Source organism: Sphingorhabdus lacus (assembly GCF_009768975.1).
GTDB classification, from domain to species: domain Bacteria; phylum Pseudomonadota; class Alphaproteobacteria; order Sphingomonadales; family Sphingomonadaceae; genus Sphingorhabdus_B; species Sphingorhabdus_B lacus.
Genome location: NZ_CP035733.1, coordinates 2,970,410 through 2,989,650 on the forward strand (window position 1 = coordinate 2,970,410; position 19,241 = coordinate 2,989,650).

Sequence of the window (19,241 nt, forward strand, 5' to 3'; positions counted from 1 at the left end):
GATGTCCTGATTTAAGGACTGGATTATCCTATGAAAAAGCGTCTGCTTCCTTCTACCTTGGCACTGGCTTTGACCTTTGCCGTTCCTGCGACGGTTTTGCTCGCACAAAGTGCTCCGCCGAAATCTGCCGCGCAATTGCAAGCAGACCAGATTCGCGAACTGGAACAGTTCCTTGCGGTGTATAAAAAGGTGAAATCCAGCTACGTCGACAAGGTCGATGACAAGCAGCTTATGGAAGGCGCCATTCAGGGCATGTTGGCCAGCCTCGATCCGCACAGCGGCTTTTTGAACAAATCCGATTTCAGCAGCCTGCAAACCCAGATTGACGGCGAATATGGCGGCCTTGGCCTGTCCGTAACGCTGGAAGACGAAGCGGTTAAGGTTATCGCCCCGACCAAGGATACCCCCGCCGACAAGGCAGGCATCAAGTCCGGCGACTATATCACGCATCTCGACGGCAAGCTGATTTTCGGCGGTACGCTTGATGAAGCGGTCGAAGCCATGCGCGGCGAACCGGGTACATCGATCAAGCTGACCATCGTCCGGCCCGGTCGCGACGCGCCCTTTGATGTCACCATCACCCGCGCCATCATCGACCTCAAGCCCGTCCGCTGGGAAGTGAAGGACCGCATTGGTTTGATCACCATCACCGGCTTTTCCGAAGAGACCGGCGCGGATGTTGTCGCCGCCGTATCGAGCATCAAGAAGTCATTGGGCGGGAAGCCCTTGGGCTATATTGTCGACCTGCGGTCCAACCCGGGCGGCATTTTGGACGAAGCGGTCGCAGTCTCCGACGCCTTCCTCGCCAGCGGGGAAATCGTATCGGAGCGTGGACGCGACAAGCGTGACATTGAACGCTGGTGGGCCGAACGCGCTGTTCCCGGCGATGTGACCGGCGGCGCACCGATCATCGTATTAGTGGACGCAGGCTCTGCTTCGGCATCGGAAATCGTTGCCGGCGCGCTGCAGGACCATCACCGCGGTCTCGTCATGGGTGAACGCAGCTTCGGCAAGGGCTCGGTGCAGAATGTACTGCCCCTGACGCGCGATACGGGCCTTCGCCTGACGGTTGCCCGTTACCATTTGCCTTCGGGCCGCTCGGTTCAGGAAGGCGGCATCAAGCCCGACATCCAGGTCCCGCAGCTTTCCGACCCTGATTACAAGAAGCGCGTTGCCATTCGCGAATCCGATCTTCGTCGTCACCTGATCAACGAGATGCAGGATAATGCGAAAGAGCTGGAAGAAGATATCGCCGACGATCCCCGCTTCGCCCTGACGGCCGAGCAGTTGAAGGCCAAGGGGATTACCGATTTCCAACTGCATTATGCGATGGAAACGCTCAACCGCTTGGGCACCAAGACCATGAAGCTGGCCGAAAAGCCGGTAAAGGGTAAGGCGCAGAATTAACCGATGAACCAAAAAATCGGTTTTGCGCATAGGCTGGCGTTTCTGCTCCCCGCCTGGTTGCTGGCGGGGGCCTATGGCTCGCAATATATTGGCGGTTTGCCGCCCTGTGAAATGTGCTGGTGGCAACGCTATCCCCATTTCGAGGCGGTCGCGCTTGCGGCTATCGCCTTTTTCGTGGGTAATCCCGGTTACCGCAAGGCACTGGTCGCGCTGGCGGCGCTGGGCATCTTGACCAGCGGCCTGATCGGCGGCTTTCATGCTGGCGTCGAATATGGATGGTGGGAAGGTCTGACGTCCTGCACCGCGACGATTTCGGGGTCCGGCGACGAACTGCTCAAGTCGATCATGAATGCGCCGCTCGTCCGCTGCGATACCGCGCCGTGGACTTTATTCGGCATTTCGCTGGCCGGGTATAATTTCCTCTTGTCGACAGGCGGCGCAATCGCCATCTTGTGGACAATATGGCGCAGCAAAATATCCTGAAAACCGCAGCCCAGCGTTCCGACGCGATCAAAAGCATGATTCGCGTCAACCAGGCCGGGGAATATGGTGCCAAGCGCATCTACGCAGGGCAGCTCGCCGTTATGGGCGACCGTACCCCCGCCGCACGCAGCATCGCGCATATGGCGGAGCAGGAAGAGCGGCACCTTTCGGCCTTTGACAAGATGATGGCGGAACGCGGTGTGCGTCCGACCCTATTGCATCCTATCTGGGATGTGGCGGGTTTTGCCCTTGGCGCGGTGACCGCCGCGATCGGTCCCGAGGCAGCCATGGCCTGTACGGTTGCGGTCGAAACCGAAATTGACCGGCACTATGCTGAGCAGTTGGAAGAATTGGGCGATAGCGATCCCGAACTGTCCGCAATGGTTGCCGATTTCCAGGCCGACGAGCTGGAGCATAAAGCCACCGCGCTTGCCGAAGGTGCAGAGCGCGCCCCTGCCTATCCGCTGATGAGCGCAGTCATTCGCCTTGGCTGCCGGACCGCGATTGCCGTTTCCAAACGGATATGAACTTCATCGCCCGTTCAGTGTTGAAGTCCCAAGGCCAAACAAGATTAAACGGAGAATGCATCGTGAAACGATTTGCCACACTGGTCTTGACGACAACGGCGGTGCTGACCGCGTCCGCATCCTATGCGCAGCACAGCGGCGCCAGCCAGCCGGGCGACGAAAAGATCAACCAGCTGATCGTCTATGGCAATGACAAATGCCCGGAAAGTACCGGCGATGAAATCGTGGTCTGCGCGCGCATGGATGAGGCGGATCGCTATCGCATCCCCTCCAACTTGCGCGGTGACCCCAATGATCCCCGCAACCAGGCGATGTCGGAACGCATCAAGGCCTATGAATATGTCGGTGCCAGCGGCACGATGAGCTGCTCGCCCTCCGGCGCGGGCGGGTTTACCGGATGTGGCCTCAAGGAAATCGACCGCGCTTATGCCGAAAAGGCGCAGGATCCCGGCATCACCTTCGGCCGCCTGATCGCCGCCGAACGCGCCAAGCGCATGGCGGGCATCGACGCGGAAGCCGCCGCGGTTGAAGAGCGGGTGAAGGAATTTGAAAAGGGCCGCGCCGAACGCGAGGCACGCCTGCAGGCGGAGCTTGACGCAAAGGAAGCCGCCGAGCGTCAGGCAGCAGACGCAGAGCCACTGCCTGAGCCCAAATAAGAGCGCCTAGCCCTTCGCCTTTTCGCTGGCGACCCAGTCCCTGATCTGGCTTTCAAGCACGTCGAGCGGCACCGCCCCCTGGCGCAGCACGGCATCGTGGAAGGCCGACAGGTCAAATTTGGGCCCCAGCTCCTTGGTCGCCATCGCCCGTAACTCGCGGATCTTCAGCTCGCCCAGCTTGTACGCCAGCGCCTGACCCGGCCAGCTGATGTAGCGGTTGACCTCCGCCTCGATATTGGCCGCCGAAAGCGCACTATTCTCGGTCATGAAATCAATCGCCTGCTGCTTCGTCCACCCCTTGGCATGAATGCCGGTGTCGACGACAAGCCGGCAGGCGCGCCACATTTCGTAGGACAGGCGGCCCATATCCTTGGCAGGCGTGTCATAGAGCCCGATCTCAAGTCCAAGACGCTCCGAATAAAGCCCCCAGCCTTCGACAAAGGCGGTGAAGAAGGCACCATTTTTGCGGAAGTCCGACAGCGGAAGTTCCTGTTGCAGCGCGATCTGGTGATGGTGGCCGGGAACCGCTTCATGCATGCTGAGTGCCGGTATTTCCCAGAAGGGCCGCTGGTTCAGCTTGGACGTGTTGACATAATAGGTGCCCGAAATGCCGACTTCGGGCGATCCCGGATTATAATAAGCGGTCGTTGTCCCCTCTGCCGTCTCCTTCGGAATTTCGCGCAGGCCATAGGGCAGGCGTGGGAGCTTGCCGAAAAGGGTCGGCATTTTGCCGTCGATCAACTTGGCGACCCGCGCCGTTTTTTCCATCAACTCTTCAGGTGTCTTGGCATAATATTGCGGATCTGTGCGTAGATGCTCGATAAAGGCCTCGCGGCTTTCATAGCCCGCCTTTTTCGCGACCTCGACCATTTCGTTCCGAATGCGGGCGACCTCCGAAAGGCCGATATTGTGGATCTGGTCGGCGGTCAGATTGGTGGTCGTTTCCTCGCGGATCCGGAAATTATAATAGGCCGCACCGCCCGGCTGGGCCGACACGCCGGGGGCTTTGGCGCAGGCCGGTTTGTAGCTCTTCACATACCAGTCGAGCTGCTTGCGCAAGGCGGGATAGACGACAGTCTCGATTGTTTTCGCCGCCTCGTCGGCCAACGCATCGAACTCGGCGGTCGTCAGGCTTTCGGGCTTGGCGCGGGTATAGGGGCCAAAGTGGCGTGCCTTTTTGGGGTCGGCTACGATCAGGCCGGTCACCGTCGCCTCAAAACCCTCCAGCGTTTCGCAGGGCTGGGTGTATTTTCCGCGAATGGCGACATTGGCGACGTCAATATTCTGGTCGTTCACCGCCGCATATTGCGCCAGCCGCGCATTGTAGCTTTCATAGTCGGCCTTGGTGCGGAAGGGCAGGTTGTTCGCCATGCCGGCAAAGCTCTGGTGCCAGCTGGAATAGGTGGTGAAGTTGATGGCGCGCTGGCCGAAGCGATTACCTTCGATCGTGCTGTTCAGGCTGCGTGCCAAAATGCCTGCCTCGACCTTGCTGGCGGCGTCCAGCTGGTCCTGGGGAATGGCGTTCAGCTTTGCAAGAAAGGCCGCCGCAGTCGCGGCTCTACGGTCTGATGCCGCAAGGCTGAAGTCGCCGACCTCACGGGCATAGGTGTCGACCCCCAAGGAGCTTGCAAAGATGGGCGATTCCTTCAGCGTATCGGCCCAATAGGCGTCGACCAGCGTCTTCAGATCGGCATTGGCATCGGCATAGACGGGAGCCGCCGAGGATAGCAGGGCAATGAGCGTGAAAGCCTTCAACATTTTCGGCATGGACCTCTCCTTTTTGCGTTATCGGTAATTGTCGACCGCGGCGAACATCGCCGTAATTTGCGCGCGTTCTTCGGCGGTAATTTCGGGCCGCCAGATATCGAAAATCAGGACGAGCCGGTCAAAGGCACTGTTGTTCCACGCCTCATGCTCGACGCTGTCGTCGAACGCGATGATCTTGCCCTCTTGCCACGCAATCGTCTCGCTACCCACGCGAAAGCCGCAATCGGGCGGAACGATCAGGGGCAGGTGGCAGATCAGGCGGCTGTTCAGCATGCCCGTATGCGGCGGAATCTTCGCCCCCGGGCGGAGCAGCGACAGCATGATGGATGGCGCACGCGGGCCGATATGGCAGAGCGGCGCGTGGTCGATTATCGCCTGATACAGGATGGGACAGCGGCTTATATGTTCCTCCACCGGCGCGCCATTCTGCCACAGATAGAGCGTGCTCCAGTCCGGATTTTCGAGCAGGCCATGATGATCCGTCTGGGGCCGCTCTCCGGTTGCTTTCATATAAGGTTCAAAGCCCTGATGATCGGCCAGCAATGCCAGCGCCTCGGCCTTCATCGCATCGAACCCGGCCTCTATTTTCGGCACCCAATCATAGTGGCTGGTATCGGCAAACTGCAGATATTCCACATCCGGATAATAATGTGCCATCGGCTTTTGCGGATAGGGGCGGTATTCGGGTAGGCGTTGCGTGATGCCGAGCATCATGTCCAGCGAGGCGCGAAAACGGGGATGTTGCTTGTCGCGCGGGTATCCGCCCGCCTCAAGCGCATCAACAAGCGCCTGTTGAAACATTTCCCCCAACCACCGCGTGCCGGTTTCCGCCCGCGCTACGTCGCGCAAGACTCCGCTGTCGGTTGACGGACGCGCTGCCGCGATGCGCAGTGCCGCCGCATAATAGGCATTGGCCGCCCGCCGGTCGCCCGCCTCGCGTCGGTGGTCGGCCTTGGCCACCAGTGCGGAAATGTCGAACCGGTCTTGCGTCAGCCGCGCTTCCGCTTGGCTTTCGGACATAAGATCTTTTGGAGTTACAGGTTCGGAAACGGCCATTGCGCTGACCATAAGCCGCCGGGCGACCTTTTGGCAACGGGATGGTGCAGAGCCACTTGAGAAGATGGCCCTGCACCGGCCCACGTCCCTATCACCATCCGAAGATGAGCGACCCGTAGAGACGTGACGAACCCCTTGGCAGGGTTATACCGGTCAAATGCCCCCAACCGGTTTCGTCTTTTTTCGCACTCAGTTCCGCGCGTTCCGCGCTTGTGTCTTGGCGGCCTTGAAACTTTCTTCCATCGCGCGGCCCATTCGTTCAAATTCCGGCATCATCGCAGCCATCACCTGCGCCAGACTGCCCGCCATGGACAGCATTTGACGGCTGCCCTCTCCCAGCTTTTCGGGCAGCGCATCGGCATCGCGGTCCGCAATGTCGGCGAGCGTGGCGTCCCGGGGGATGTTCCGCTTCACCGTACCTGGACGCGCCTTCTCGATGGAGTCGACCAGCGGCCCCACCGGCATGTCCATGACCGTTCGGGTCATGGTTTCGACAGCCGTTGCGATCCTGTCCTGCATTTGCGGATCCGCCATTTTGGCTGCAATTTCATTCACAGCGCCGTCGTCGGCCGGGGAAATTTCCTGCGCACTGACGCCGGTGCCCGGGCGGAATTCAATGTCCTGCGCCATTGCCGGTGCGGAAGCACCCAACAACGAAAGCCCGATCACAATCACTTTGGAACGCATAACCATCATCCTCACTCACCGCCGCAAGGGGCGTGGCGGCGAAGCTGCCGTTGGCGGCCGTTTACCCGGTCGTGTCTGATTATAGGCTGAACAAGCCGCTCATCCGACAGCAACTTTGGTAAAGGATTGTAAATTCTGTCGCGCGCTACTCCGCCGCTTCCAATGTCGCCTTGTCCGAAAGCGGATAGGCGAGACGGCTGAGCATTTCCTTCGGGCAGATCTGCCAGAATTCCCCGCGGCGACGGTCCCAATCGTCGATGATCGAACGCGACCATGCGCTGTCGGTGGCGTGGGCATGGGCCATGATCAGCGATTTCAGCTGTTCTTCCCAATGCGCGCTTTCCAGACGCTGCCACACAATGCTCTCGGGATTCGCGTTGGATGCAAAGCTGTCGTCCGGGTCCAGAACAAAAGCCATGCCGCCGGTCATCCCGGCCCCGAAATTGCTGCCGACCTTGCCCAATATAACGGCGATACCCCCGGTCATATATTCGAGACCATTGGAGCCGCAGCCTTCCACCACGACATGCGCGCCGGAATTGCGGACGGCGAAACGTTCGCCCGCCTGTCCTGCCGCAAATAATTTGCCCGAGGTCGCGCCGTAGAGAACGGTGTTGCCGATGATGCTGTTATGCTGGCTGTCCAGCGGGCTGCTGACCGTCGGACGCACGATGATCGTCCCGCCGGAAAGGCCCTTGCCGACATAGTCATTGGCATCGCCAAAAACTTCAAGCGTAATGCCCTGACACAGAAACGCGCCGAGCGACTGGCCCGCAGACCCACGAAGGCGGACATGGACATGGTCTTCGGCCAGATCCTTCATGCCATAGAGGCGCGTAATCTCGGACGAGAAACGGGTGCCAACGGCGCGATGTGTGTTGCGGACATTGTAGGTCAGCTGCATCTTTTCCCGCCGTTCAAATACGGGTTTTGCATCCCGGATCATCTGGGCATCGAGGCTGTCCGGCACTTCATTGCGGAAGGTCGGAATGGAGAAGCGGCGTGCACTGTCAGGCGCGTCGACCTTCGCCAGGATCGGGTTGAGGTCGAGATCGTCGAGATGCTCTGCACCCCGGCTTACCTGCCGCAGCAATTCGGTGCGGCCGATCACTTCGTCAAGGCTGCGGAAGCCGAGCTTGGCGAGGATTTCGCGCACTTCCTCGGCAATGAAGGTCATCAGGTTGATGACCTTTTCCGGTGTACCGGTGAATTTCTTGCGTAGCTCTTCATCCTGCACGCAGACACCGACCGGGCAAGTGTTCGAATGGCATTGCCGCACCATGATGCAGCCCATGGCAACGAGACTGAGCGTTCCGATGCCAAATTCTTCGGCGCCTAATATGGCGGCGATCACAATGTCGCGGCCGGTCTTAAGGCCGCCGTCCGTACGCAACTTGATGCGGTGGCGCAGACCGTTGAGGGTCAGCACCTGATTGGCTTCGGACAGGCCCATTTCCCATGGCGTGCCGGCATATTTGATGCTGGTCTGTGGCGATGCACCTGTGCCGCCGACATTGCCGGAAACCAGAATGACATCGGCATGTGCCTTGGCGACGCCCGCCGCAATCGTGCCGATACCGGCGGCGCTCACCAGCTTGACGCAGACGCGTGCACGCGGATTGATCTGCTTCAGGTCGTAGATCAGCTGGGCCAGATCTTCGATCGAGTAGATGTCATGATGCGGCGGCGGCGAGATCAGCATCACGCCGGGGGTCGAGTGCCGCAGCCGTGCGATCATCTCGGTCACCTTGAAGCCGGGCAACTGCCCGCCTTCGCCGGGCTTTGCACCCTGGGCGACCTTGATCTCGATTTCCTCGCACGCGCCGAGATATTCGGCGGTTACGCCAAAGCGGCCCGAGGCAATCTGTTTGATCACGCTATTGGCATTGTCGCCATTTTCATAGGGCTTGAACCGCTTGCTGTCTTCGCCGCCCTCACCGGACACGGCCTTCGCCCCGATCCGGTTCATGGCAATGGCCAGCGTCTCATGCGCCTCGGGCGACAGGGCGCCCAAGGACATGCCGGGCGTTACAAAACGCTTGCGGATTTCGGTGATTGCCTCGACCTCGTCAATCGCTACAGGCTCTTTGGCGAAGTTGAATTCGAGCAAGTCACGCAAGTAGATGGGCGGCAATTCCTTCACACCCTGCGCAAATTGGGTGTAGGTCGAATAGCTGTCGTTGGCGACGGCGCTTTGCAACAAATGCATCAGGCCCGCCGAATAGGCATGTTCTTCGCCACCATTGCGTTGCTTGTAGAAGCCACCGACCGGAAGCCGCGCAACCGCGCTGTCGAAGGCATCGGCATGACGGTCGCGTGCGTTGACGTAGAGCGAGTGGTAGCCTTCGCCCGAAATCTTGTTCGGCATGCCGGGGAAGAAGTCGTTGACGAGTGCGCGGCTGAGACCAACCGCTTCGAAGTTATAGCCGCCACGATAGCTGGAGATCACCGCGATGCCCATTTTGGACATGATCTTGAGCAGGCCTTCATTGACCGCCGTGCGGTAGTTACCCACCGCCGTTTCCAAGCTGATATCGCCCAGAAGCCCGCGGGCATGGCGGTCCGCAATGGCGGCTTCGGACAGATAGGCGTTGACCGTGGTGGCGCCGACGCCAACGAGCACGGCGAAATAATGTGTGTCCAGACATTCGGCGGAACGGACATTGATCGACGAATAGCTGCGCAGGCCATTGCGGACGAGATGCGTGTGAACGGCAGCCGCCGCCAGGATCATGGCGATGGCGACGCGGTCGGGTCCGATATTCTCGTCGGTCAGGAACAGCTCCGACTTGCCCATGCGGACGGCTTCGACCGCTTCTTCGCGAATGCGGGAAATGGCCGCGCGCAAACCTTCCTGCCCGGCGGCGATATCATAGGTGCAGTCAATCTCGGCGGCGACGGGGCCAAAGGCGGCCTTCAACCGGTGCCATTCGGCCGCGGTCAGCACGGGGCTTTCCAGCACCAGAACGTCGGCATTCTGGCTCTTTTCGTCCAAAATATTGGCAAGGTTTGAAAAGCGTGTCTTCAGGCTCATCACATGCCGTTCGCGCAAGGAGTCGATCGGCGGGTTGGTGACCTGGCTGAAATTCTGGCGGAAGAACTGGCTGATCAGGCGCGGCTTGTCGCTGATCACGGCGAGCGGGGTGTCGTCGCCCATGGACCCGATGGCTTCCTTGCCATCCTCGATCATCGGCGCGAGGATCATTTCCACATCCTCAAGGGTCATGCCTGCGGCAATCTGGCGCTTGGTCAATTCGGCGCGGCTCCATATGGGCAACGCGTCGCCCGACGCTTCGGGCAAATCGGCGATCCGGCGGAACCCTTTGACGAGCGCGCCATAATCCTGCTCGGCAGAGATCCGGTCCTTGAGCTCTTCGTCGCGGTAGAGTTTGCCTTCGTCCAGATTGACGGCAATCATCTGTCCGGGGCCCAAGCGGCCCTTTTCCAGGATCGTCGATTCCGGCAGCACAACCATCCCGGTTTCCGAACCGATGACCAGCAGATTGTCCGACGTCCGGCTATAGCGCAGCGGACGCAAGGCATTGCGGTCGACGCCGGCGACGGCCCAATGCCCGTCAGTCATGGCGAGGGCAGCAGGGCCATCCCATGGCTCCATCACCGAGGCCATATATTCATACATCGCGCGGTGGGTGGCGGGGATATTGGGGTTGGACTGCCATGCTTCGGGGATCAGCATCAACTTGGCGGTCGGCGCTTCCTTGCCCGAGCGGACGAGCGTTTCGAATACGGCATCCAGCGCAGCGGTGTCCGATGAGCCTGCAGGGATCACCGGCTTGATATCGTCGGACTGCGCGCCAAAAGCGATGGAGGCCATCTTGATCTCGTGGCTCTTCATCCAGTTCTGGTTGCCGCGAATGGTGTTGATTTCGCCATTATGCGCAAGGCCGCGGAACGGCTGTGCCAGCCACCATTGGGGGAAGGTGTTGGTCGAATAACGCTGGTGGAAAATCGCGACCCGGCTTTCAAAGCGGTCGTCCTGAAGGTCGGGGTAAAAGACCGACAGGCTTTCGGCAAGGAACAGGCCCTTGTAGACAATCGACCGGCACGATAGCGAGCAGATGTAGAAATCGCGGATCTGCGCGGCGATGATCTTCTTCTCGATCCGGCGGCGGATGAGGTAGAGATTTTTCTCGAACTCGGTCGCGTCCACGTCGTCGGGCATGGGCCCGGCAATCATGATCTGCTCGATTTCCGGACGTGTGGCTTGTGCCTTGGTGCCGATGACCGACACATCGACCGGCACCTGCCGCCAGCCATAGATGGTGTAACCGGCATCGATAATCTCGGCCTCGACAATGGTTCGGCAATTTTCCTGCGCCCCCAGATCGGTGCGCGGCAGGAAGACCATGCCCACGGCCAAGCGGTTGGGCATCGGCCGGTGGCCGCTGTCCGAAATCGCATCGTCGAAAAAGCGCACGGGCAGGTCGATATGCAGACCTGCGCCATCGCCCGTCTTGCCATCGGCATCAACCGCACCGCGATGCCACACCGCTTTCAACGCCTCGATCCCCGCCGCAACGACGCGCCGCGACGGCTTGCCATCCGTCGCCGCGACCAAGCCGACGCCGCAGGCATCGCCTTCGGATTCGGGATGATACATGCCCTCGCGTGCGAGGCGCTCATGTTCGGGGGTGGGGAAATGGTGTGTCATGCGTGGGGTCCGTTATTTGGGCGCTGCGGGTGGCGGGACGGCGTTGTCGGGAATGTCTTCGGCGGCCATGGGCTCGGGTGCCGGTTCAGGCTTCCATCCTTGCGCGAGGAAGCGCTGGCGTGCTTCGTCAATGGCGGAAACCTGCGCATCCTCATAGGCGGTGTATGCGGCGTCGGATTTGGCATTTGCCTTTGCATAAGCGTCGGACAGTTTCGTTGCCTTGCTGCGTGCGGCGGGTTGCCAGTTCTCTTCGGCATACCAGGGTTCTTCGCCAGTTTCATCAGAGCCCGCTACATCAGCGGTTGCGGCTGCCGCTGCCTCCATTGCGGATTCACCTCCCGGCTTGGGCGGCGGTGGAAGATGCGCGGTTGCGGCTTGCACCTTTTTCATGATCGCGGGCATGGCTTCCATGATCTTCGGCATCATGCCGAACGAGGCATCCATCATTTCCTTGTCGGTAAAGGTCGCCATGAAATTACCCGCAAAGGCTGCGCCGCTGGGCGTTGCGAAAAAGCTGTTCATGTCGGCCAATTCCCTGGCGCTATATTTGCGCGCGTAGATTTTGGCCAAGGCCTCGCGGACGGTTGGTTCAATGGCGCTCATCAGGTCGCCCATCTCGGTGAACATCACCTTCATCGTGATGTCCATGCGCTCCTTGAAATTCGGATCTGCCTCGGCGAGGATTTCGGCCATTGTCTTGCCCTTGACCGCGGCCGCCGCTTCGCTGCCGACCTCTTCGCCAGCCATCCCCGCCATGGTGGCTGCGTCCATCCCCATCATCTGGTCGACGATGCCGCCCGCCATTGTGTCCATCATGTCCTTCATGATCTTCTGATAGGTGCCGGGCGGGATCAGCTTGGCTACCGTCTGCTCGGCCAGTTTCAGGCGCACCGGATCAACCGGTGCAGGCGCGGTCGTTGCGGCAGGCGTTTCGGCAGAGGCGGAAACAGTCAGCGCAAAAGAGGATACGGTTAGCGAAAGGCCCAGTAATGTGGATTTCAGCATGGTTATTCTCCCAAAGGTCAGGCCGCGACTTTTGCCGCTTTTGCCTTGGCCTGCAACCAGTTGTGGATATGCTGCGTAACGTCGCGTCCGTCGCGGATAGCCCATACGACGAGGCTCGCGCCGCGGACGATATCGCCAATGGCGAAGACGCCGTCCAGATTGGTCATCTGCGTTGTGTGATCGACACGGATGGTGCCCCAGCGGGTGACGTTCAGATCCTGCGCGCCGAACAGGACGGGCAGGTCTTCGGCTTCAAAACCGAGGGCGGTGATGACCAGATCGGCATTCACCGTGAAGTCGCCGGCCGGATCATTTTCCGGCGCGCGGCGGCCCGATGCGTCAGGTGCGCCCAGCCGCATCTTGGAGACATGGACCCGCTCGACCTTGTCGGTGCCGTCAAAGCCCTTGGGACCCGACAGCCAGACAAATTCGACGCCCTCCTCTTCGGCGTTCGCGACTTCGCGCTGCGACCCCGGCATATTTTCGCGGTCCCGGCGGTAGAGGCATTTGACCGACTTTGCGCCCTGCCGGATGGCGGTGCGCACGCAATCCATCGCGGTATCGCCGCCGCCGATGACGACAACATCCTTGCCTTCGGCATTCAACGCGCCGCTCTCGAACGCTTCGACGGTGTCGCCAAAGCCCTTGCGGTTCGAGGCGGTCAGATAGTCGAGGGCGGGCACAATGCCATCAAGGCCAATGCCCGGCGTCTTGATATCGCGTGCTTTATAGACGCCCGTCGCGATAAGCACGGCGTCATGCTTTGCACGCAGATCATCCAGCGATGCGTCACGCCCCACTTCGAAATTGGCGTGGAAGATGATGCCGCTGTCTTCCAGCCGCTTGATGCGGCGCATCACGACATCCTTTTCCAGCTTGAAGCCGGGGATACCATAGGTCAGTAATCCACCCATGCGGTCATAGCGGTCGTAGACATGAACATCATAGCCCGCGACGCGCAGATATTCCGCCGTCGTCAGTCCGCCAGGTCCTCCGCCGATGATGCCGACGGACTGTCCGCGCGCGGCACCAACTTCGATGGGCTCGACCCAACCCTGTTCCCATGCGGTATCGGTGATATATTTTTCGACCGAGCCGATGGTCACGGCATCGTGTCCGGAAAACTCGATGACGCAATTGCCTTCGCACAGCCGGTCCTGCGGACAGATGCGGCCGCAGATTTCCGGCATCGTGCTGGTCAGGTTGGACAGTTCATAAGCCTCGCGCAAACGGCCTTCGGCGGTCAGGCGGAGCCAGTCGGGGATGTGGTTGTGCAACGGGCAATGGACCGAGCAATAAGGCACCCCGCATTGCGAGCAGCGCGAGGCCTGGTCAGCGGCGGCTTCGGGGGCGTAGCGGTTGGCGATTTCGTCAAAATCCTCGGCACGCAACTCGGGCGCGCGCTTTTCCGGATAGGCCTGCGCCTTGGATATGAATTTCAGCATGGGGTCTTTGGCCACGACGCACTCCTTTACATCGCGTCGCGCATAGACCGCTCTACCCATGCTGTCACGTGTAAAGCGTCTAAATAGGTCAGTTATACTGACTTAAATTGGCATTTCTTTTTGCTAGTTTCACGCCAGCGAAATTTTATTACAATAAATTAATTCCGTTTCGGCCCTATCTCTGCGCCAACCAGATAAGCGCGGCGGTTCCTGCGATGATTCGGTACCAGGCAAAGGGACCAAATCCGTAGCGCGTGACGACCGCCAGAAATGCCTTGATGACAATCCAGGCAACCACGAACGATACGAAGAAACCGATACCGATCAGGCCCATATCGTCCATGCTCACCTGATCCCGATGCTTGAACAGCTGTAGTATCGTCGCCCCGGTCAGCGTCGGCATGGCTAGGAAAAAGCTGAATTCGGCAGCGGTCTTGCGGTCAATGCCCAGCGACATTGCGCCCAATATGGTGGCGCCGGAACGGCTGACCCCGGGGATCATGGCAAGGCATTGTACCAACCCGATCATCGCCGACTGTTTCACCGACAGCGCGGCAACGCCGCCGCTTTCTTCGGGCTTGGCGTATTTTTCGACGACCAATATGGCAAAGCCGCCGATGATCAACGCCCACGCCACGATGACGGCATTTTCCAGCATCACCTCAATGATGTCGCCAAAGGCAAGGCCCAGAATGACGGCCGGAAAGAAGGCAAGGAGCAGATTGCGGACAAACGCAATCGCTCCGGACTCCAGCGTGAACAGCCCTTTGAGGACATCCATGAAGGTCCGCCAATAGAGAACAACCACGGCGAGAATTGCCCCCGGCTGGATTGCGATATTGAAGATTGCCCAGCGGCCCGCGTCATATCCCAGCAGCTCGGTCGCGAGGATGAGGTGACCGGTGGAGGATACTGGGAGAAATTCGGTCAGACCCTCGACAATGCCCAGGATGATTGCAACCAGCCAATCCGTCATGCCTGCACATCCGCTGCGGCTTCTGTGGACGTTGTACCGAAACGGCCATGCTTGCGATAGAGGGTGAGCCAGTCGTGTGCGACCACATCCATGGGTGTGGGGACAATGCCATAAGCGGCAAGCCCGTCCGTGCCGGTGACGACATTATCGTTTCCGAGCATACGGAACTGGTCCATCGTGATGGGCGCGCCGGGCAACCATCCGGTTGTTTTGGCAAGCAGCTCCGCGGCCATGTCGGGGACTTCGATGAAAAGCGGATCGCGGCCAATTGCTTTGGCAATCCAGCGGTTCAGGTCCAACATGGACAGGATCTCGGGCCCACCCAGCTCCAAGGTTTGACCCTTGGTGCCCGTCAACGCGGCGGCAACGGCTTTTGCAACATCGCCTACGAACACAGGCTGGAACCGTGTGGCGCCACCAATGACGGGAACAACGGGGAGCATGCGGATCAGGCCTGCGAAACGGTTCAGGAACTGATCCTCACGACCAAAGACAATCGAGGGGCGCAAAATGGTGGCGGTCGGGAAATGCTCACGCACTGCGGCTTCACCGGCCGCCTTGCTCTTTCCATATTCCGCAATGCTTTCGGGATCGGCGCCAATGGCCGAAATATGGACAAGCGCAGCAGCACCCTGTTCGGCGGCAGCCTTGGCGATGTTGCGCGCGCCGATATTTTGAATTGCATCCATATCGGCGAAACTGCCGACCAGATTGACCACGGCGTCCGCATCGGCGACAGCGCGTTTGACGCTGCCGGGTTTGCGGACATCGGCGGCGACCAGTTGGACCTGACCCAGATTGCCCAGCGGTTTGATATAGATGGCGTTGGACGGGTTGCGGCAAGCGACGCGGATGCGCACGCCCATGGCCAGCAACTCTTGCGCGACATAGCGGCCCAAAAAGCCGCTGCCTCCGAAAATGGTAACTAATTTGCCCTGCATAAATACTCCGTCACGCATCGCGATATGTTGCCTGCGCTTTGCACGACCCCTGAACGGCTTTCAAGGCCGATAAACGCCTCGGCGCCGGTTGAACCGATGTGCGGTCTCTCGAATCAGGTCGTCGGAAGTGCGCAGCATCCGTTTTGGAGCAGTCTGCCAAGCCTGTGCGTCAACGGGCTCCCCAACGGGCTGCGCTAAAATGCCTAGTTTCAACAACATATCACGCCCCGAATGCAGCCGGAAATTGATATTGACATACATAGTAGTGCTATCTATAAGCAATCCAGACGCTGCCGGAACGCGTGCAAAGATCTGGCGGTAACATATGAAGCGATCAATCTGGGCCCATTTAGCGGCTTAAATACAGATGGTTAGCTATTTTGAATATGGGCTCTGCCACGGTCATTCAATTTGGCTTTGACAGATGTTCAACCGGATATGTCGGCAGGTCCCTCATCGGGTCTCCAGCTGTCGGCATCGACGATGGGGCGCAAGCTCAAGCTCGGGTCGCAACTGAGTGAGCGCCATTAATCCATCGTCACCCCACGAGGGGGAAGGCTTTAGCTTGTTAGTCTTCCCCCTCACATATCGCCCGAGGGCAAAGGCAGGGAAGTTAGGTAAACGAATTTTCGTTGTGTTGGACCGGTAAAGGAATTGGCCAAGATGGCATATCATACCAAAACAAATGGCGAGAAACATTTCCCTATCATGTGCGCCGAAAGCATCGACGCGGTCAGCTATGTCTACCAGCCGGTGATCTGCGCATCGACCAAAGAAACTCTCTATTTCGAGCAGCTGGCCCGTTTTGAAGGTGCCCGTGACGATGACCGGCGGACGCAGACGATCATCGAATGGCTTGAGGTAACCGGCGATATCATAGGGCTCGATATCCATAGCTTCGATGTTGCGATTGTCGCGCTGTTGGAAAATGACGATATCAATATCGGCGTAAATATCTCGGGCGCGACATTGAGCAAGAAGGAAGCCTGTGCCGAAATCATCGCGCGCCTGAAGGATGCGGCCGCGATATGCCCGCGCCTCTATGTCGAAGTGACCGAAACACACGCCATATCCAATATGCTGTATGCGGCCGAATTTGCCAGCGCCCTCGACGGATTGGGGATGCAGATGGTGGTCGATGACTTCGGCGAGGGTAACTCCACCGGTCTTTATCTCTCCGTGCTCTATCCTGCGCTGGTAAAGCTGCGCATGAAAAGCGGGCAGGCGGTTACGCCGGAGCTTCTCGAAAAGGCCGCATTGGCGCGCACCTACGGCGCGGCGCTGGTGGTGGAGGGATTGGAAAGCCAGGAAGATATTCTCCGCTTCCCCAAAACCCTAGTCGATTTCTACCAGGACTATCATGTCGGAAGACCTGCGGAGCTGAAGCAGTGGCGGCTTCGAAAATCACGCCCGGCGCTTCGGCTGGTCAGCAACGCATAAGTGGAGCAGCCAATTTCGGGCGCGCCTCATGTTCTGTGGTGATCTGATCAAGGCGGTGGCGGGAGACTAAAGTTTATTTGCATGTCGGTTTCGAACCCTCGCACCAAAACAATGAACGGGATCGAATGCAAATTATTGAGTTCTGACGTCGGTTTGGTGAAAGGGCCTCCCTCTTTCGCAAATCGGCGTCGGAAACCCTGCCTTTTCCGATTTTCGGGCGGCAGGATTTTGTCGGGTGGTACGCATCCTTCCCGCACAATGGTATCGCCTTTTACGGAGGAATGACGGCATAACAGGGCGGTCATTCCTCCCTTTTTTGGGGACGATACGTATCGTTCAAAAGGCATCCGCACAGTTAAGCGGGGCGAACCTCGCCCTTCATCAGCGCAACGGCAACCGCCTCACCCACCACCTCGGCATATTTGGCCTGCAGATCAAACAGGCTCGCCTCATGCGGGGCCGGATGCCGGTCGCCGCACGCCTCGCGCACAACAAAGGGCGCAAAGCCATTTTGCAACGCATCCAGCGCGGTCGCCCGAACGCAGCCCGAGGTCGATAATCCGGTTATGACAAGCGTGTCGATCGCCATATCCTGCAATGTCGCGGCGAGCCCGGTGCCAAAAAAGGCGGAGGCATATTGTTTGCTGATGACGAGATCCTGCTCCGCCGGTTGCAGGGACGGCGGAAATGCCCCTAGCGGCGAACCCGCATCAAACGCCCGCAACGCCGGAATCTTCTTGTAAAACAACCCGCCATTTGCGCCGCCCGGTTCGTAGACCACATTTGTGAAGATCACGGGGATCTCGAGTTCGTGGGCCATTGCGACCAGACGCTCGTTGCTCGCCAACGCACTTTCGACACCGGCATAGAGCGGCGAGGATGGGTCGAGATAGGCCATCACAAGGTCAACGATCAGCAGGGCAGGCCGCTTGCCAAAAGCCAGATGCCCGTCAAATGCCCCGGCGTAATTGGCCTTGATGTCATCCATCAAATAGCGTCCGCAGCCTTCAACGCGGCAATCTCGCCTTCGTCCAATGCCAACAGACCGCCATATATCTCGGCATTATGTTGTCCGACTTCCGACGGCGCGGGCGAGCGAACGCGGCTGGGTGTATCCGATAATTTGGGGAAGGCGTTCTGCATCTTCAGCGTGCCCCACCGTTCGGTTTCCACATCGATGATCGAATTGCGCGCGGCAAAATGGGGGTCGGCGAGCATTTCGGGCGCGCGATACATTTTACCCGCCGGGATCGAATATTCGATCATCAATGCTTCCAGTTCCTCCACCGTCAATGTCTTGGTCCATTCGTTGATCCGGTGGTCAAGTTCAATCTGGTTCTTCCCGCGCGACACATGGTCGACATAGCGCGGGTCTTTGGCAAGTTCGGGTTGCCCCATGGCCGCGGCGAGCCGCGCCCACACTGCGTCCTGATTGGCCCCGATAAGATATTCGCCATCGGTGCATTGATACACATTGGACGGTGCGATGCCGGGCAGGAACGATCCGGACCGTTCGCGGATATAGCCCGACCAATGATATTCCGGCACAACGCTTTCCATGACCTGCAGCACGGATTCATAAAGCGAGCTATCGACAATCTGCCCTTTGCCGGTAGTCTCCCGGGCATGCAGCGCGGCAAGCGCGCCCATGCAGCCATAGGTCGCGGCCAGCGTGTCGCCGATCGAAATGCCCATGCGGCTGGGGGCACGGTCGGGATCACCCACAATATAGCGCCATCCGCCCATCGCTTCGCCAATTCCGCCAAATCCGGCACGCGCCGAATAGGGGCCTGTCTGGCCATAGCCGGACACGCGCACGATGATCAGCCGCGGGTTGATCGCCTGCAGGACATCGGGGCCCAAGCCCCATTTTTCGATGGTGCCTGGTTTGAAATTCTCGATCAGGATATCGGCGGTCGCGACCAGTTTGCGAACCAGTTCCTGACCTTGCGCGATACGCAAATTTGCGGACACGGCCTTTTTGTTGCGGGCAACCACTTCCCACCACAGCTTGTCGTCGCCGCGTCCCCAATTGCGCATCGGGTCGCCCTGACCAGGCGGCTCGACCTTGATGACCTCGGCCCCCATGTCGCCGAGCAATTGTCCGCAAAAGGGTCCGGCGATCAGCTGGCCCAATTCGATAACGCGGATATCCTTGAGTGCGCCGGTGTTTTCCACG

The 19,241-nt window shown here is 59.3% G+C and carries 15 protein-coding genes; 5 read left to right on the top strand and 10 right to left on the bottom strand.

What is annotated here, in order from left to right:
• The first annotated feature begins 30 nt into the window (after positions 1 to 30).
• The 4 genes from EUU25_RS14020 (at position 31) to EUU25_RS14035 (ending at position 3,073) form a co-directional block, all read left to right on the top strand.
• Entirely contained in the window at positions 31 to 1,407 is a 1,377-nt protein-coding gene (locus EUU25_RS14020) for a S41 family peptidase (protein ID WP_158901980.1), read from the top strand.
• A 3-nt stretch (positions 1,408 to 1,410) separates the two neighbouring features.
• A complete protein-coding gene (locus tag EUU25_RS14025; protein WP_158901982.1) occupies positions 1,411 to 1,890 on the top strand; it encodes a disulfide bond formation protein B in 480 nt (159 codons plus the stop codon).
• The gene (locus EUU25_RS14030; RefSeq protein ID WP_158901984.1) at positions 1,869 to 2,417 is read left to right on the top strand and encodes a demethoxyubiquinone hydroxylase family protein; all 549 of its coding nucleotides are present in this window, start codon (positions 1,869 to 1,871) and stop codon (positions 2,415 to 2,417) included. The genes EUU25_RS14025 and EUU25_RS14030 overlap by 22 nt, the downstream gene beginning before the upstream one ends.
• 62 nt (positions 2,418 to 2,479) lie before the next feature.
• Entirely contained in the window at positions 2,480 to 3,073 is a 594-nt protein-coding gene (locus EUU25_RS14035; RefSeq protein WP_158901986.1) for a hypothetical protein, read from the top strand.
• Positions 3,074 to 3,079: 6 nt separating this feature from the next.
• Here the strand turns inward: EUU25_RS14035 and EUU25_RS14040 are convergent, their stop codons facing one another.
• From EUU25_RS14040 to EUU25_RS14075, 8 genes are all read right to left on the bottom strand, one after another.
• Complete coding sequence (locus EUU25_RS14040) at positions 3,080 to 4,831, bottom strand: DUF885 domain-containing protein (RefSeq protein WP_158903441.1); 1,752 nt, start codon at positions 4,829 to 4,831, stop codon at positions 3,080 to 3,082.
• A gap of 27 nt (positions 4,832 to 4,858) precedes the next feature.
• On the bottom strand, positions 4,859 to 5,860 hold the full coding sequence (locus EUU25_RS14045; protein WP_158901988.1) for an aspartyl/asparaginyl beta-hydroxylase domain-containing protein: 1,002 nt from the start codon (positions 5,858 to 5,860) through the stop codon (positions 4,859 to 4,861).
• A gap of 225 nt (positions 5,861 to 6,085) precedes the next feature.
• Positions 6,086 to 6,583: a hypothetical protein gene (locus EUU25_RS14050; RefSeq protein ID WP_158901990.1), complete on the bottom strand. Its 498-nt coding sequence runs from the start codon at positions 6,581 to 6,583 to the stop codon at positions 6,086 to 6,088.
• 145 nt (positions 6,584 to 6,728) lie between these two features.
• The gene (gene gltB / locus EUU25_RS14055; RefSeq protein ID WP_158901992.1) at positions 6,729 to 11,255 is read right to left on the bottom strand and encodes a glutamate synthase large subunit; all 4,527 of its coding nucleotides are present in this window, start codon (positions 11,253 to 11,255) and stop codon (positions 6,729 to 6,731) included.
• A gap of 12 nt (positions 11,256 to 11,267) precedes the next feature.
• Positions 11,268 to 12,260, bottom strand: coding sequence for a DUF2059 domain-containing protein (locus EUU25_RS14060; RefSeq protein ID WP_158901994.1), 993 nt, complete (start codon positions 12,258 to 12,260; stop codon positions 11,268 to 11,270).
• A 17-nt stretch (positions 12,261 to 12,277) separates the two neighbouring features.
• Complete coding sequence (locus tag EUU25_RS14065; RefSeq protein ID WP_158901996.1) at positions 12,278 to 13,720, bottom strand: NAD(P)-dependent oxidoreductase; 1,443 nt, start codon at positions 13,718 to 13,720, stop codon at positions 12,278 to 12,280.
• Positions 13,721 to 13,880: 160 nt separating this feature from the next.
• A complete protein-coding gene (locus EUU25_RS14070) occupies positions 13,881 to 14,681 on the bottom strand; it encodes an undecaprenyl-diphosphate phosphatase (protein ID WP_158901998.1) in 801 nt (266 codons plus the stop codon).
• On the bottom strand, positions 14,678 to 15,622 hold the full coding sequence (locus tag EUU25_RS14075; protein ID WP_158902000.1) for a complex I NDUFA9 subunit family protein: 945 nt from the start codon (positions 15,620 to 15,622) through the stop codon (positions 14,678 to 14,680). The genes EUU25_RS14070 and EUU25_RS14075 overlap by 4 nt, the downstream gene beginning before the upstream one ends.
• Before the next feature lie 663 nt (positions 15,623 to 16,285).
• Between EUU25_RS14075 and EUU25_RS14080 the strand changes: the two genes are divergently transcribed.
• Complete coding sequence (locus EUU25_RS14080) at positions 16,286 to 17,062, top strand: EAL domain-containing protein (protein ID WP_158902002.1); 777 nt, start codon at positions 16,286 to 16,288, stop codon at positions 17,060 to 17,062.
• A 355-nt stretch (positions 17,063 to 17,417) separates the two neighbouring features.
• Here the strand turns inward: EUU25_RS14080 and EUU25_RS14085 are convergent, their stop codons facing one another.
• Entirely contained in the window at positions 17,418 to 18,050 is a 633-nt protein-coding gene (locus tag EUU25_RS14085) for an isochorismatase family protein (protein WP_158902004.1), read from the bottom strand.
• On the bottom strand, positions 18,050 to 19,240 hold the full coding sequence (locus tag EUU25_RS14090) for a CaiB/BaiF CoA transferase family protein (protein WP_246162752.1): 1,191 nt from the start codon (positions 19,238 to 19,240) through the stop codon (positions 18,050 to 18,052). The genes EUU25_RS14085 and EUU25_RS14090 overlap by 1 nt, the downstream gene beginning before the upstream one ends.
• Position 19,241 lies beyond the last annotated feature (1 nt).